Source organism: Paraburkholderia sp. J10-1 (genome assembly GCF_905220165.1).
Taxonomy (GTDB): domain Bacteria; phylum Pseudomonadota; class Gammaproteobacteria; order Burkholderiales; family Burkholderiaceae; genus Paraburkholderia.
In genome coordinates this window covers 325,844-339,764 of record NZ_CAJMYW010000007.1, presented here as the reverse complement: position 1 = coordinate 339,764, position 13,921 = coordinate 325,844, and the positions used below count along the sequence as shown (strand labels likewise).

Sequence of the window (13,921 nt, the reverse complement as noted above, 5' to 3'; positions counted from 1 at the left end):
TGGCGTGCAAATTCTCTACTTCATTCTAGGGACGCAGCGTGTTGCCGTGAACTGTCGGCGAGCCGATATTAGCTATCGGATATGCAACCCTTAATGTTTGAATAAGCCGGGCAGCATGAACGTAAGGTAGGGGCTATTCGGGGCAGCGGCGAGCAGATGAAACACACCTTGCTGCTGCTCGTGTTTTTCCTGCCGGTGTTGCCGCGCATCATCAGCAGGTTGTGAAGCAGGTGTACGGTCTGCACCGCATGCGTGTGCTGCGTGATGTCCATGCACCAGGTCGCAACAACGCGTTTGCCGTGTGCGTAGATACGCGCGAAGCCTTCGATGTCCTCGCGCGCCATGCCCGACTCCACTTCGAGAAGCGGCCAGTTCTCCTCGCGGAGCTCCTCTGCGAAGTCGCTGAAGCCGAGCGTATGCTGCTTGATGAAGTCGATATCGATCATGCGCTCGGTGCCGTTCGCGAGCGCTTCGTCGTCGAGTTCAATGAGCCGTTTGGCGACTGCTTTGACGAGTGCGAAGTCGCCGCCGGGTTTTGTCCGGATCAACATCGACGCGATTCGGGTGCTGCCGAACGCCATTGTTTTGACACTATGCTGCGGGCTTGCGAAGTGTTCGAGGTCGCGCTCATGCAGCGCATTCACCGAAACGATGACCGCGCCGCGTCGCGACGCCTCGCGCAACGCGCCGAGCATGCGCGGATGATTGGCTGCGGGATTGTGCCCAAAGATGATGAGGGTGTCGGCGACCTCGAAGTCGACCGGCGCGAACACATCGTCCCAGGCAATCTGCGCGTAGCGGCTAGTGAGCGCGTCCCAGCCGGCGGAGGGGGCGTGATACGCCTCGATATTTCCCTTTGGCCTCGCCTTGTCCATTACGCTTCGCTCCATGGGTATCACGCGTTTCCCCAGGGCGTGCCCATAAGGGGTGTGCTGCATCTCGTCATGCTCAAGGGTAAGAGCTATGGACCTCCCCCATGACATACAGAATCCACATGCAATTTAGAGTACAGTTTCGCGCACCGCAGTACACTGCATCAACTGTGCTGTGAGCGGCTACCGGGGAGAGACAGTGAAGCTCTATGAAAAGCTCGCGGACGACATCGAGACACTGATTCGCAAGGGCGTCTACCGGCGGGGGGACCGCGTGCCGTCGGTGCGCCAGGCCAGCCAGCAGCACCGCATCAGCATTACTACCGTCATTCGCGCGTATTTGCTGCTGGAAAGCCGCGGTGTGCTGGAGAGCCGCCCGCAGTCCGGTTATTTCGTGAGCGTGCGAGCGGGCGCTGGCAGCGTGCGCTCGGATGAATTGCGCACGAGCCGGCCGATTGCCGTGTCGGCAACGGTGGACGTGAGCCGCCTCGTGCTGTCTACCTTGCGCTCCATTGGTACCGACGACGCCGTGCCGCTCGGTTCGCCGTATCCCGACCCCCAGCTGTTTCCTTACGAAAAGCTCAACCGCTACGCGGCGGCCGCGGGACGCAGGAAGTCGCTGTGGGGCGTGACCAACGCGCTGCCGCCGGGCACCCCGGAGCTGGTCCGCCAGATCGCCCGGCGTTACCTCGAGAATGGCATGGCCGTAGACCCCAACGAGATCATTGTGACGGTGGGCGCGACGGAGGCGATCAATCTGTGTTTGCAGGCAGTCGCCAAACCGGGGGACGTGATCGCCGTCGAGTCGCCCACGTTCTACGCCATGCTGCACGCTATCGAGCGCTCGGGCATGAAGGCGATCGAAGTCGCGACGCACCCCGAGTACGGCATCGAAGTCGAAGCGCTTGCGAAAATCATCGAATCAGGGCCGATTGCCGCTTGCATGGTGATGCCGAATTTTCAGAATCCACTCGGGTTCCAGATGCCCGATGAGCGCAAGCGCGAACTTGTCGACCTGCTCGAGAAGGCTGAGATTCCGGTAATTGAAAACGGCGTTTATAACGAACTGTATTTCGGCGACTCGCATCCCACCACACTCAAATCGTATGACAAGAAGGGCATGGTGCTGCACTGTGGTTCATTCTCGAAGAGTCTGACCGCGGCGTATCGTATCGGCTGGGCGTTGCCGGGACGTTATCGCGACGAGGTCGAAAAGCTGAAATTCCTGAATACGCTGACGACTTCGGTCATTCCACAACTGGCGATTGCCGAATACCTGGAGCGCGATGGCTACGAGCATCATCTGAGACGCATCCGCAAAAATTACGCGCAGCAGTGCAATTTGATGAAGTCGACGGTCACGCGCTTCTTTCCGGCAGGCACGCGCACGTCGACGCCGATGGGGGGGTATGTGCTGTGGATCGAGTTGCCGGCGAAGGTGGATTCGATGACGCTCTACCAGCTTGCACTGGCGCGCGGCATCACGATTGGACCCGGTTATATGTTTTCCGTGTCGGACAGCTATCGCAACTTCATCCGGCTCAATTACAGCACGCCGTGGTCGCCGGAAATCGAACAGGCGGTCATCACGGTCGGCAGACTCGCGGCGTCGTGCGCGCGGTAGGCGAAAGGGGGCTAGCCGGATGTTCGTGTGCCGCTACTTCCTCATCATGGCCATAACGAGAAAGTGAAACGGCAGCGTGAGTAGAACGGTCGCACCGAAGCCGACGCACCAGAGAATGGCAATCCACTTGAGGTCGTGCAGAAATCGATGTCGTCGGTCGCTGGACTTGCGCGTCACGATTGACTCCCGTTGGTCATCCGAAGATTCATTATGGCACCGGCACGCAGGCGATCAATACGCATTGAACCCAGCATGCATTGGATTGTCAACGCCAAACGAGCGATGCAAAGTATCGGAAAATGCAGCGGGCGATTCTATCTCTGACGTGGCATAAACTGTGCGTGCCGTGAACGTCGCGGACATGGCGGCCAGGAATTCAAGCGTCTGCTGTACTCGTGAATTGGGACGCGTTGAGAATCGTAGGGCGGATGACGATCACGAGGTGACCTCATGGCCATCGACTTCGCGTTTTCAATGAAGGTCTTTTCGGCACTCTTTGCGATCATGAATCCGATCGCGAACATCCCGGTGTTCATTTCGTTGACTGAGGGACTGTCCGATGGAAAGCAGCGGGCGGTTGCGGCCACAACCTTTATCGGCGTGACGATTGGCTGTGTTATTTCCGTCACGCTCGGCGAGACGATTCTCAAGGTGTTCGGGGTCAGCATCGACGATTTCCGTCTCGCGGGCGGGTTGCTCGTATTGCTGATCGCGCTGGACATGGTACACGGGTCATCGAGCGCGCAGCACACGCCGCGGCAAGGCGAGCTAGGCGAAAGCGGCTATGATCAGGACGTGGCGGTGTTTCCGCTGACCACGCCGCTTCTTGTGGGCCCTGGCACGATCGCCACGTTAGTGGTGTTCGGCCACACCGCAGACGCCAACGGGAAGATTGCGAGCCTCGCTACGGGGCTGGTCGTGTTTCTCGCCTTGCTGGCTGCTGCATTGTTTTCCGCGCCATATCTCGGGCGCTTTTTGTCCGCCAAGGTGACAGCGATCACCAAGCGTTTGATGGGTATGATCCTTGCAGCCATCGCGGTCGAAATGATGGCCGTCAGTTTGACGGCGATATTCAAAGGTCTGCTCCACTAGCTCGCAGTGTCGTCGATGGGTCTTTGGGAGAATCAACATGACTGATCAGATATTGAGCGAAGCATTCATCGAGAGTCAGCGTCAGCGCTTGCTGGCGCTGCAGCGTGAGGTGCTCGGCGGCGAAGAAGGCACGATTGCGGCGGAGCGCGATCAGGAAGAGGCGTTTGGCGAGGAAGCAAGGGAAGCCGAGGACGATGCCCAGAGAATCGAACAGGACGTCGCCAATCAGGCCTTGCGCAACGTGAACGACCGGAGAATCGCCGACATCCAGCGCGCGCTTGAGAAGATCGCAGAAGGCACCTATGGATATTCCGACAAAAGCGGCGATCCTATTCCCATTGAACGTCTGAAGATATTGCCCGAGGCAATCTTTACGGTGCAGGAGCAAAGCGAGCGTGATGCTAGCCGGTGACTGTGCTCGTTTTTGATCGAGACCAGAACATAAGGCCTAGCGGATTGGCGCGTTGGAATCGCCAGCGAGTAGCGATTGCGGGAGCTGTGAAAACGACCAGCCTTCCCCTGCGCGATCGAATATCCAGACCATGTCGAAACGCTCGTCCGGCCACGTTGCCGGGACCGTGGGCACGCGAGGTATGTGTCCAATGAGCGAGGGCAGCACTTTGTGCTCCCACGCTATCAACACGACGCCCGGTCGAGAGAGTACGTCTGTCATGAGCGCTCGGCCGTCGTCTTTCAGGTAGGTGTTGACGTAATCGACCTGCGATGTTTCGCGCAGCAGCGAGACAAGGGGCGCCACCGTCTGCATCGAGCGTTTGCTCTTGCTGGAAGGACCGGCCCCCGCTGCGAATACGGTAGCTGGCTTGAGTGGCGTTGCATGCGTTGTCTCGTTCGGGCAGAAGAATCGCGCCAAAGCGCCGGCTCGCTGCCAGCCGCGCACGCAGAGACTTTCCGCGTCGGGTTTGCCATCCGCCTCGATCCCGATGCCTTCATCGGATGCGGGCTTCTCGGCGTGCCGGATAAACATGATTCTATTGGGTCGCATGTTGCCTCCGGGGTGCGGTTGAAACACGGCATACGATGTTATTACGAATTCAATATCGACCCGCTCACGTCACGAAAGCACGAAAGCAAGCGACGCGACGTGGTTGCGCCTGCCTGGCAGACCGTGGCAGTGCGCGCGTAGCGTGCGCGCGCCCTGTTCGCGGCAGCGTGCTCACAACATCGGCAGCGTGAGCCGAATGTGCTCCGCAAACGCCGCCGTGAGCAGCGAGGGCCGCTTGCGCCCGAACTTTATCGTGATCCCGACGGCCGGCAAGGGCGGCAGCGCCGGGTCGCCATTGAGAATGGCCAGATCCGGCGGAACGGCGGTTTGCGTCATGACGGCGAAGGCCTGGCCCGAACGCACGAGCGCGGTAAGCCCGGCGAGGCTGCTGCTCGCATACGCGACCCGGTAGGCTCTGCCCGCGCGCTCCAATGCCTCGCAGGCCGCGATGTGGTCGAGCGTATCGGGATCGGAGAGCGCGAGCGGCAGCGGGTCGAAGTGGGCGGCGTCGAGTTCGGGCGAACCGATCCAGACCAGTTGCTCGCGGCGAATGATCTCGTCGTCCGTGTCGCCGGCGTTCAAAGGCAGCGACACCATCGCGAGGTCGACCGCTCGCTTGTCGAGTTGTTCGAGCAGGCGCGGCGTGGGCACGCAGACGACTTCCACGAGCGCATGGGGATGCTGGCTCGAAAACTGTCGCAGCAAAGAGGGGAGGAACACGGCCGCATAGTCGTCCGGGCAACCGAAGCGGATGCTCCCCGACAGGCCCGTGCCGCACAGGTCGGCCATCGCCTCGTCGTGCAGGCGCAGGATGCGCTGGGCGTGGACCAGCAGCCGCTCGCCGGGGCTCGTCAGCGCGACGCCGCGCCCGGTGCGCTGAAACAGCGGCTGATCGACGATCTCCTCGAGCCGCTTGATCTGCTGGCTCAGCGCCGACTGCGTGCGGCCCACGCGTTCGGCCGCGCGGCTTAGCGAACGCACCTCGGCAATGACCGCGAACGAGCGCAGCAAATCGATTTCGAGCGGGCGGCTCACGATATTAGCCTCTCTTCTAGCTTGCATAAGAACTATTCGATTCTATAAAACCAGAGCGCCGACTAGACTGCAAGAAAAACCTGCCACCCGAAAAGGAGAAGCCTGTGTCCAGGAACGACGACGAACAGTTTTGGCGCAACGCGCGGCAGCACCTGATCCGCTATGGCGGCACGTTCGAGCCGATGATCATCGAGCGCGCCCAGGGCAGCTTCGTCTACGACGCGGACGACCGCCCGATACTCGATTTCACCTCGGGGCAGATGAGCGCGGTGCTCGGCCACAGCCACCCCGAGATCGTTTCGGTCATCAACGAATATGCGGGCAAGCTGGACCACCTGTTCAGCGGCATGCTCTCGCGGCCCGTGGTCGAGCTGGCGACGCGCTTAGCCGATGTCACGCCCGCCGGGCTCGACCGGGCGCTGCTGCTGAGCACCGGCGCGGAGTCGAACGAGGCCGCCATCCGCATGGCGAAACTCGTCACGGGCAAGTTCGAAATCGTGGGCTTTGCGCAGTCGTGGCACGGCATGACCGGCGGCGCGGCTTCGGCCACCTATAGCGCAGGCCGCAAGGGCGTAGGTCCCGCAGCGGTGGGCTCGTACGCGATTCCCGCGCCGTTCATGTACCGGCCGCGCTTCGAGCGCAACGGGCAATACGACTACCTCGCGGAACTCGACTACGCGTTCGATCTCATCGACCGCCAGTCGAGTGGCAATCTCGCGGCCTTCATTGCGGAGCCGATCCTGAGTTCGGGCGGCATCATCGAATTGCCGCCGGGCTATATGGCGGCGCTCAAGCGCAAGTGCGAAGAGCGCGGCATGCTGCTGATCCTGGACGAGGCGCAAACAGGCGTTGGCCGCACCGGCACGATGTTCGCGTGCGAGCACGACGGTGTGACGCCCGACATTCTCACGCTCTCCAAGACGCTGGGCGCGGGCTTGCCGCTGGCGGCGGTGGTGACGTCCGCGCAGATCGAAGAAGCGGCGCACGAACGCGGCTTTCTGTTCTACACGACCCATGTGTCCGATCCGCTTCCCGCCGCGGTCGGCCTGCGGGTGCTGGACGTGGTGGAGCGCGACGGACTCGTTGCGCGCGCAAACATCATGGGCGACCGGCTCAGGCGCGGACTGCTGGACCTGATGGAGCGCTTCGACTGCATCGGCGACATTCGCGGGCGCGGCCTGCTGCTGGGTCTCGAGATCGTCAAGGACCGCCGCACGAAGGAACCCGCCGACGGTCTTGGCGCGAAGATCACGCGCGAATGCATGAAGCTTGGGCTCAGCATGAATATCGTGCAGTTGCCCGGCATGGGCGGCGTGTTCCGCATTGCGCCGCCGCTGACCGTAAGCGAGCAGGAGATCGATCTCGGCGTGGAACTGCTGGGCCAAGCAATCGCGCGTTCGCTTTGAGCCCCTGGGTCGTCGCGGCTACGCCTTGCCGCGCGACCCGTTTTGAGGCGGCGTGAGCGCACGCGCGGCGAGCGGCGTGGACATGACGATGGACGTGCGCGTCTCGCCGTAAAGGTTGATCCGCTGGATCAGTCGCTCCAGATCGGCCACGCTCGTTGCCACCAGGCGAATGACGTAGGAGTCCGCACCCGTGACGTGATGGCATTCGAGCACCTCGGCAATCGTGCCGAGCAGCTTGAGAAACTTCGCTTTCGCGGACTGCGGCACCGTAATGCCGATCAGGGCGCAGAGGGGATAGCCAGCGGCGGCCGGATTCACGCGCGCCGTATAGCCTTCGATCACGCCGGCATCTTCGAGACGTCGCACGCGTTCCGTGACCGCCGGCACCGAGAGATGCACGCGGCGAGCCAGCTCCGTATAGGTCATGCGCCCGCTCTCCTGCAGCAGCGCCAGTATTTTCCAGTCCAGATCGTCCATCTTGGCGAAATGTTTAAGGTGAGATGCCCATTTTCCCTTAAATCCCCGCTTCTGCGGATAATCTTCGCGGTCTACGATAGTCCCCCACAGAACATGAATTGCGGAGAGAGGGACATGTTGTTCGTTAAAGCGGTGGCGTTGGGTTTTTGCATCGCCGCACCGGTCGGGGCCATCGGCATGCTGTGCATCCAGCGCAGCCTGAGCCGGGGTTTCCGCTCCGGCTTTGCCACTGGCATGGGTGCTGCGTGCGCGGACGCGTGTTACGGCTTGCTCGGCGCGCTCGGCGTGGCGGGTATCGTCGCGGCGCTGCCGATGCTGACCGTGGGCTTGAAGGCGGCTGGCGGGGCATTTCTGGTATGGATGGCGTGGACGATCGCGCGCGAGGCGCCTCGTGCGCCGGCCGCCGTCCAGGAGGGCTTGCGCACGCCTGTTACGCGTGACTTCTTCACGACGTTTGCGCTCACGCTCTCGAATCCCCTGACGATTTTTTCGTTCATCGCCGCTTTTGCGGCGCTCGGACCATTGCCGGCCATGCCGGGCGAACATGGCGTGCCGGGATGGCTTTCGGTGGCGCCCATGGTGACGGGTGTGTTCGCGGGCTCGGCCGTGTGGTGGCTGTTCCTGAGCGGCGTGACCTCCGCGTTGCGAACCAAGCTGCCGCTCGCGTTCACGCGGGGCATCTCCATTTTTTCCGCCGTTGCGATCGCCGCGTTTGGCGTCGTTCAGTTGGTCACGGGACTCGCGCGGCTCGCTTAGCGCGTAGTCAGGGCGTCAATTCGATCCGTTCGAGCGCCTGCGCCACCTCCTCGACGTAGGCGTCGGTCAACGCACAATCGGCGAGCGCTTGCCTGAGCTGGAACACATATTCCGCGTTGGAGCCGAGCGGTCCCTGCGCCTGGGCGATCAGGCGGGCCACCGTCGCGGGGCTCGAATCGGCCTCGTATTGCCGCGGGCAATCACTTGCCACGAAGGCGAGAGCGTGGCGCGTTTCGCCCGTGGCGAGTGTCACGGTGGTCCAGGCCGGCGTATAGGCGCCGGTCAGCATCTCGCGGGTCCAGAGGATATGCAGTTCTTCTTCGAGCGTCGCGGCGTCGAGGCGCAGCGCGAGGCCTTGCGTGGCGCCCCCTGGCTCCAGCGCGAGCATGCGGCCCGGCCGCTGCGGCGTGCCGCGGCCGCCGAAAAGGCGAATGCAAAAGCTCCGGCGCCAGCCGTGCAGCGTGGCGCTCGCGCGCCGGTCGAAGCGCGAGAGCGGATTCCACATGAGCGAACCGTAGCCGAACACCCAGATCTCTTTGCCAGCGGGGCGCTTCGCCATCGTTTCGGCGAGCGACTGGTCGATTTGGGTCTGCGTCCAGAGAATTTCCGGCGGAAGATGGCTGAAACTCTCGAGAAACGCACCGGAGCGGATGGCGTCTCTGTTTAGCATGGCGTCGGCATGATCGTGAAATCTATGAGACGCAGTATGCGGGCGCTGTTAGTCTGGATAAAGTGGTTCGAACGCGATGCTGTGTTCATCGGGAGGCGACAATCGCTGCGGCAATTGGTCATCCGCTTGTCCTGGCGCGGCGAGATCGGCTATTCCTGTCGATAGAAGGTGAACGGGTTCTCTGGCGTAACGAAGCGCAGATTGATCTTCTTGCTTGTCGGGGCAAATCGCCCGCGCTCGAATGCAAAGTACGAGATTTGCAAACCTGTTCGTGCATCCTGCGTCGCATTCCACACATAACTATTCTGCGGGAAGACCACTTGGCCGTTGTGCGTTGCCAGCACGGCCCGGCATGACGAAAGAAGGCCAGGCAAATGAAGAAACACTGGCTGATGGCCAAACGGGTTCATCAGAAGGAATATCTGTTGACGGCGATTGGCTTCGCCGGACCCGCTACCGTGCCCCTCCAGACACAGAAGCGGCGAACGATTGTCCAGACCTTTCGCAATGAAAACTTCGGCGGTGCCGGGGTAGATGTCGCCCGTGTGTTCGTTTGGAAATGTTATGGCCTGGGCAAACCTGTACGTTTTCTTATTGATTGATATGTGCCCCGAAGCAACCTGAATTCTCGCGGGTCTCCCGTTGATGGTTGCCCGTATCTCCGCATAGATGCCATTTTCGCCGAAGTTGGAATATACATTCCTCCTGTCTTGCTTGAGCGGGGTTTTGAAAATGGCGCCTGGTTGGTCGGCATAAAAAGCGTCATAGTCGTCGTAAATTTTCTCTGCATATGCGTATGTCGATATGCAAGAGGAGACGGCCAGGAGGATTGTGAAGCGCTTCATCGATACGATTTTCCACCCGTTGCCTGCAGGTAGTCGGGATCGTGAATCCAGAAAATCGTGCTTCCGTGGGCTGCGGTTGAAATCCATACCGAATCGTACCGGCCACGCTCGGCGCCATCGACGACCTGGCCAGTCTTTCTGTTTCGCACTCGCCAATACGCAATGACAGACCGGCGTTTTTCCGGCACGTCGAATAGGTTGTGGGACGGATCTGTCCATTTGAATCCGTCGCGGACTTTGGGGTGGCTGGAATACCTGGTTTTGAAATCCAGCCCATCCCACCAGAACGCACCATTTGAAGGGTCCACGCCGCTGTTCGCTATTGCCTTGCGTGCAGAGTCAATCGCCAGTTGCATGCCTGGATTGAACGCTATCTCCGCGTCTGATGTTCGCATGAGCTTATTGAAACGCTCGTTGGAACCATCCCACGCGTATGCATAGTTTGGATCCGCACTGCGCAATTCGGTCACAGTCTTGTTGCCCCACGCACGACACCTGTTAGCAACTGCAAAAGCGATGCCGCCGATTTCCTGAGCGTCGTTTGCCGTTGAAGCTTCGCCGTAAGCAATGGCTGCGAGCAGACGCACGTTTTTGTCGATCGTGTCGCTCATCTGACGTCCCCCTTGCGCCATGCAATGAACGTTAGATTGGGATAGTCGGCTTTAGAAACGATTGCCGTTCTCCCGGTGACAAGCGATTGACTATTGACCAGCGAAACACCGTTGCTTAACAGCGTATAGGTCATTCCTTCAATTGGAGCGCCGCTTATCGCGTCAACGATTTCAAAGTAGTGTTCCAGTTCGTCGTGCCCGGCCGGGGATGCGCGGGTCATCGAATGGCCGGCACCTGTTGCCTTTTCCAGTTCATGCGACTCGAACACATGCCAGGCGCTGTTCTGCGAAGCAAGGAGCACCGGTGGCGGATCGCATCTGCAGAGGCAGAGATCGCCTTCCAGGGCCTGCTGCTTGCCCATCATCGTTGCCTTGCGATGCGGGCCGTTCCAGCCAATCACGCCTTCCGAATTGCACTCGGGACACCAGATCTTCGCGCCGATGAAAGTGAGCGGCGTGCCGTGATGCAGGCAACTATCGACGCCTTCGAGCACAACGCCACCCGCCGTCGTCTTGTCTCCGAGCTTTAGCAGGGCTCGTCTCATTTCGACTCCCCTGCGCGGCATTCCCGCTTACCTGACATTTTCCTATCCTCACGAAGTCGATAAAAAACGCCCGTCTAGCGATATGGCTGGTGCGCAATGACGGGATAAAATTATCTTGTGTGAGATATCGTCAGGTAGACCGGCCGGCGGTGGTATCGGATATGTCCGAAAAAGGGGCGGCAACCGACATGCAGCGCAGCACGACAGACGCACTGCGTGCATCACGCTCCGTATTTCCCCCAGGATCCGATCGCGAATGATAACGCTACCATCTGGAACACCTCACCAGCGGCCCTATCGAACCCGCCCGCCCTCGGCGGTTTTTTTATTCGCCGAAATGGTAGCGTTATCATGGAGAACACCTTGTCCCCAGTCCGCAAGAAGCCCGAAGACCTGCGCAGCTACCGCTGGTACGGCGTCAACGACCTCCGCTCGTTCGGCCACCGCTCGCGCACCGCGCAGATGGGCTATCACGCGTCCGATTACATGGGCAAGCCCGTGATCGCCGTGGTGAACACGTGGAGCGAGATCAACTCGTGCCATACGCACTTCAAGCAACGCGTGGAGGAGGTGAAGCGCGGCATCTGGCAGGCGGGCGGCTTTCCGGTCGAGATGCCCGTGATGACGTTGGCGGAGCCGTTCCAGAAGCCCACCACCATGCTTTACCGCAACTTCCTCGCCATGGAGACGGAGGAACTGCTCAAGTCGTACCCGTTCGATGGCTGCGTGCTGATGGGCGGCTGCGACAAGACCACGCCGGGTCTCCTGATGGGCGCGATCAGCATGGATCTGCCCGCGATCTATCTGCCCGCCGGGCCGATGCTGCGCGGCAACTGGAATGGCCGCACGCTCGGCAGCGGCTCGGACACATGGAAGTACTGGGCGGAGTTGCGCGCGGGCAAGATCACCGAAGACGAGTGGAAGGGCATCGAGAGCGGCATCGCGCGCTCGCCGGGCCACTGCATGACGATGGGCACGGCCTCGACGATGACGAGCGCCACCGAAGCGCTCGGCCTCACGCTGCCTGGTTTTTCGTCGATTCCCGCGGCGGACTCGCGTCACGCGCAGTACGCGTCGCTCACGGGGCAGCGCATTGTCGAGATGGTGTGGGCCGACCAGAAGCCCTCGGACATCCTCACCGCGAAGGCGTTCGACAATGCCGTGACCACCGTGCTCGCGATGTCGGGCTCGACCAACGCGATCGTGCACCTCGTGGCCGTGGCCCGCCGCGCGGGCATCGATCTGACCACGGCGCGCTTCGACGAACTCGCGCGCGTGACGCCCGTGCTCGGCAATATCCGCCCGGCCGGCCAGTATCTGATGGAGGACTTCTATTACGCAGGCGGCCTGCGTGCGCTGCTCGTGGAACTCGGCGACCTGATCGACGGCACGCAGATGACCGTGAGCGGCAAAACGCTCGGCGAAAACATCGCGGGCGCGGAAATCTTCAACGACGACGTGATCCGCACGCGCCGCAACCCGCTCGTCGCGCGCGACGGCCTTGCCGTGCTCACGGGCAATCTCGCGCCGGACGGCGCGGTCATCAAGCCCGCGGCGATGGAGGCGCATCTGCTCAGGCATCGCGGCCCCGCCGTCGTGTTTCGCGACTACAACGACATGGCGGCACGTATCGACAGCGACGACCTCGACGTCACCGCCGACTCCGTGATCGTGCTGCAGCACGCGGGCCCCGTAGGTGCGCCCGGCATGCCCGAATGGGGCCAACTGCCGATTCCGCAAAAGCTGCTCAAACAAGGCGTGCGCGACATGCTGCGCATTTCCGACGCGCGCATGAGCGGCACGAGCTACGGCGCGTGCGTGCTGCACGTGGCGCCTGAATCGTTCGTGGGCGGGCCGCTCGCGCTCGTCAAAGACGGCGACATCATCGAGCTCGACGTCGAGGCGCGCCGCCTGCATCTGCAGGTGAGCGACGCGGAACTGGCCGCGCGCAAAGCGGCGTGGACGGCGCCGAAGCGTCCGTTCGAGCGCGGCTTCGGCGTGATGCATCAGCTGCACGTGACGCAGGCGAACAAGGGCTGCGATTTCGATTTCCTCGAAACGCCAGCCGCCACGCCGTGCGAAGCCCACGGCACCGAGCCTGAAATTCACTAATCTCCACCATCGAAGACATCACCGATCATGACCGCACCGAACTCTGCAACGAACCCGCCAGTCAGCGAAGCCGCGCTCGAACAACTGCGTCACGTGAGCACCGCCACGCTCACGACCCAACTCTTCAAGCGCGGCCTGCGCAATGTGTTTTTGCAGGGCGTGGCGCCGCTCGTGAAGCCCGAACCGGGCACGCCGAATCTCGTCGGTCCTGCATTCACGCTGCGCAATATTCCGGCGCGCGAGGACCTCGACCACGTGGGCGTGTTTCAGAATCCGGATCATCCGCAGCGCAAGGCCGTGGAAACGGCGCCTGCGGGTAGCGTGCTCGTGCAGGACTGCCGTGGAGACCGCACCGTGGCGTCGGTGGGCTCGATTCTCGCGTTGCGTCTCGCGAAGCGCGGCGTGGCGGGCATGGTCTCGGACGGCCCTGTGCGCGACAGCGGCACGATCGCGGCGCTCGGTTTGCCTCTGTGGTGCGCGGGGGCGAGCGCACCGCTGAATCTCGCGAAACATCATGCCGTGGACATGAACGTGCCGATCGCGTGCGGCGGTGTGGCGGTTTATCCGGGCGATATCGTCGTGGCCGATGCCGACGGCGTCGTGATCGTGCCGCACGAAATGGCCGGGGAAGTGGCGCGCGACGCCACCGAACAGGAGCGGCTCGAAGCGTTCATCACCGAGCGCATCGAGTCGGGTCTCGCACTGCGCGGCACCTATCCGCCGAACGAGGAAACGCTGGCGGCATATCGCGCATGGTGCGAGCAGCAGGCAAAATAGGCCGCCTGAAGTAAGCAGAACGGCACCAATAAACAGAGGCCCGTGCGCAAAGCGGGCTCAGGAGACAACGTGAACGATGCCATCGCAGCGGTTGAC

The 13,921-nt window shown here is 61.7% G+C and carries 15 protein-coding genes; 7 read left to right on the top strand and 8 right to left on the bottom strand.

What is annotated here, in order from left to right; all coding sequences use genetic code 11:
• Positions 1-68 precede the first annotated feature (68 nt).
• Entirely contained in the window at positions 69-983 is a 915-nt protein-coding gene (locus U5A65_RS23180; RefSeq protein WP_321947601.1) for a molybdopterin-dependent oxidoreductase, read from the bottom strand.
• Between the two features lie 88 nt (positions 984-1,071).
• Between U5A65_RS23180 and U5A65_RS23175 the strand changes: the two genes are divergently transcribed.
• The 3 genes from U5A65_RS23175 (at position 1,072) to U5A65_RS23165 (ending at position 4,000) form a co-directional block, all read left to right on the top strand.
• Positions 1,072-2,496, top strand: a complete 1,425-nt coding sequence (locus tag U5A65_RS23175) for a PLP-dependent aminotransferase family protein (RefSeq protein ID WP_321947599.1) — start codon at positions 1,072-1,074, stop codon at positions 2,494-2,496.
• 450 nt (positions 2,497-2,946) lie between these two features.
• A complete protein-coding gene (locus tag U5A65_RS23170) occupies positions 2,947-3,588 on the top strand; it encodes a MarC family protein (protein WP_321910173.1) in 642 nt (213 codons plus the stop codon).
• A 37-nt stretch (positions 3,589-3,625) separates the two neighbouring features.
• Entirely contained in the window at positions 3,626-4,000 is a 375-nt protein-coding gene (locus tag U5A65_RS23165) for a TraR/DksA family transcriptional regulator (protein WP_321910171.1), read from the top strand.
• A gap of 36 nt (positions 4,001-4,036) precedes the next feature.
• On the opposite strand, the gene U5A65_RS23160 is transcribed toward U5A65_RS23165, so the two are convergent.
• A complete protein-coding gene (locus U5A65_RS23160) occupies positions 4,037-4,591 on the bottom strand; it encodes a phosphoglycerate mutase family protein (RefSeq protein ID WP_321936568.1) in 555 nt (184 codons plus the stop codon).
• Between the two features lie 171 nt (positions 4,592-4,762).
• Positions 4,763-5,653 carry a LysR family transcriptional regulator gene (locus U5A65_RS23155; protein WP_321947597.1) on the bottom strand — a complete coding sequence of 297 codons (891 nt, stop codon included), beginning with the start codon at positions 5,651-5,653 and terminating at the stop codon, positions 4,763-4,765.
• Between the two features lie 77 nt (positions 5,654-5,730).
• Here U5A65_RS23155 and U5A65_RS23150 point away from each other — a divergent pair, with 77 nt between their 5' ends.
• Positions 5,731-7,032 carry an aspartate aminotransferase family protein gene (locus tag U5A65_RS23150; protein WP_321936566.1) on the top strand — a complete coding sequence of 434 codons (1,302 nt, stop codon included), beginning with the start codon at positions 5,731-5,733 and terminating at the stop codon, positions 7,030-7,032.
• 18 nt (positions 7,033-7,050) lie between these two features.
• Here the strand turns inward: U5A65_RS23150 and U5A65_RS23145 are convergent, their stop codons facing one another.
• Entirely contained in the window at positions 7,051-7,509 is a 459-nt protein-coding gene (locus U5A65_RS23145) for an Lrp/AsnC family transcriptional regulator (RefSeq protein ID WP_321936565.1), read from the bottom strand.
• 114 nt (positions 7,510-7,623) lie between these two features.
• Between U5A65_RS23145 and U5A65_RS23140 the strand changes: the two genes are divergently transcribed.
• Entirely contained in the window at positions 7,624-8,265 is a 642-nt protein-coding gene (locus tag U5A65_RS23140) for a LysE family translocator (RefSeq protein WP_321910162.1), read from the top strand.
• Positions 8,266-8,272: 7 nt separating this feature from the next.
• On the opposite strand, the gene U5A65_RS23135 is transcribed toward U5A65_RS23140, so the two are convergent.
• From U5A65_RS23135 to U5A65_RS23120, 4 genes are all read right to left on the bottom strand, one after another.
• On the bottom strand, positions 8,273-8,935 hold the full coding sequence (locus U5A65_RS23135) for a gamma-glutamylcyclotransferase (RefSeq protein WP_321910160.1): 663 nt from the start codon (positions 8,933-8,935) through the stop codon (positions 8,273-8,275).
• A gap of 149 nt (positions 8,936-9,084) precedes the next feature.
• Positions 9,085-9,780 (bottom strand): hypothetical protein, encoded by a 696-nt coding sequence (locus U5A65_RS23130; protein ID WP_321910158.1) that lies wholly within the window; start codon positions 9,778-9,780, stop codon positions 9,085-9,087.
• Complete coding sequence (locus U5A65_RS23125) at positions 9,777-10,391, bottom strand: hypothetical protein (RefSeq protein WP_321910156.1); 615 nt, start codon at positions 10,389-10,391, stop codon at positions 9,777-9,779. The genes U5A65_RS23130 and U5A65_RS23125 overlap by 4 nt, the downstream gene beginning before the upstream one ends.
• Positions 10,388-10,936 (bottom strand): PAAR domain-containing protein, encoded by a 549-nt coding sequence (locus U5A65_RS23120; RefSeq protein ID WP_321947595.1) that lies wholly within the window; start codon positions 10,934-10,936, stop codon positions 10,388-10,390. Before U5A65_RS23120 ends, U5A65_RS23125 begins: the two co-directional genes overlap by 4 nt.
• Before the next feature lie 363 nt (positions 10,937-11,299).
• On the opposite strand from U5A65_RS23120, the gene araD reads away from it, so the two are divergent.
• Positions 11,300-13,048, top strand: coding sequence for an L-arabinonate dehydratase (araD, locus tag U5A65_RS23115; RefSeq protein WP_415765434.1), 1,749 nt, complete (start codon positions 11,300-11,302; stop codon positions 13,046-13,048).
• A gap of 27 nt (positions 13,049-13,075) precedes the next feature.
• A complete protein-coding gene (locus U5A65_RS23110) occupies positions 13,076-13,825 on the top strand; it encodes a ribonuclease activity regulator RraA (protein WP_321947593.1) in 750 nt (249 codons plus the stop codon).
• Positions 13,826-13,921: the final 96 nt, after the last annotated feature.

Excerpts from the sequence above, each read along its gene's own strand:
- U5A65_RS23140 (WP_321910162.1), top strand. The coding sequence starts at position 7,624 with ATGTTGTTCGTTAAAGCGGTGGCGTTGGGTTTTTGCATCGCCGCACCG.
- U5A65_RS23170 (WP_321910173.1), top strand. The coding sequence starts at position 2,947 with ATGGCCATCGACTTCGCGTTTTCAATGAAGGTCTTTTCGGCACTCTTT.
- U5A65_RS23135 (WP_321910160.1), bottom strand. The coding sequence starts at position 8,935 with ATGCTAAACAGAGACGCCATCCGCTCCGGTGCGTTTCTCGAGAGTTTC.
- U5A65_RS23110 (WP_321947593.1), top strand. The coding sequence starts at position 13,076 with ATGACCGCACCGAACTCTGCAACGAACCCGCCAGTCAGCGAAGCCGCG.
- U5A65_RS23120 (WP_321947595.1), bottom strand. The coding sequence starts at position 10,936 with ATGAGACGAGCCCTGCTAAAGCTCGGAGACAAGACGACGGCGGGTGGC.
- U5A65_RS23125 (WP_321910156.1), bottom strand. The coding sequence starts at position 10,391 with ATGAGCGACACGATCGACAAAAACGTGCGTCTGCTCGCAGCCATTGCT.
- U5A65_RS23180 (WP_321947601.1), bottom strand. The coding sequence starts at position 983 with ATGTCATGGGGGAGGTCCATAGCTCTTACCCTTGAGCATGACGAGATG.
- U5A65_RS23130 (WP_321910158.1), bottom strand. The coding sequence starts at position 9,780 with ATGAAGCGCTTCACAATCCTCCTGGCCGTCTCCTCTTGCATATCGACA.
- U5A65_RS23165 (WP_321910171.1), top strand. The coding sequence starts at position 3,626 with ATGACTGATCAGATATTGAGCGAAGCATTCATCGAGAGTCAGCGTCAG.
- U5A65_RS23145 (WP_321936565.1), bottom strand. The coding sequence starts at position 7,509 with ATGGACGATCTGGACTGGAAAATACTGGCGCTGCTGCAGGAGAGCGGG.
- U5A65_RS23155 (WP_321947597.1), bottom strand. The coding sequence starts at position 5,653 with ATGCAAGCTAGAAGAGAGGCTAATATCGTGAGCCGCCCGCTCGAAATC.
- U5A65_RS23160 (WP_321936568.1), bottom strand. The coding sequence starts at position 4,591 with ATGCGACCCAATAGAATCATGTTTATCCGGCACGCCGAGAAGCCCGCA.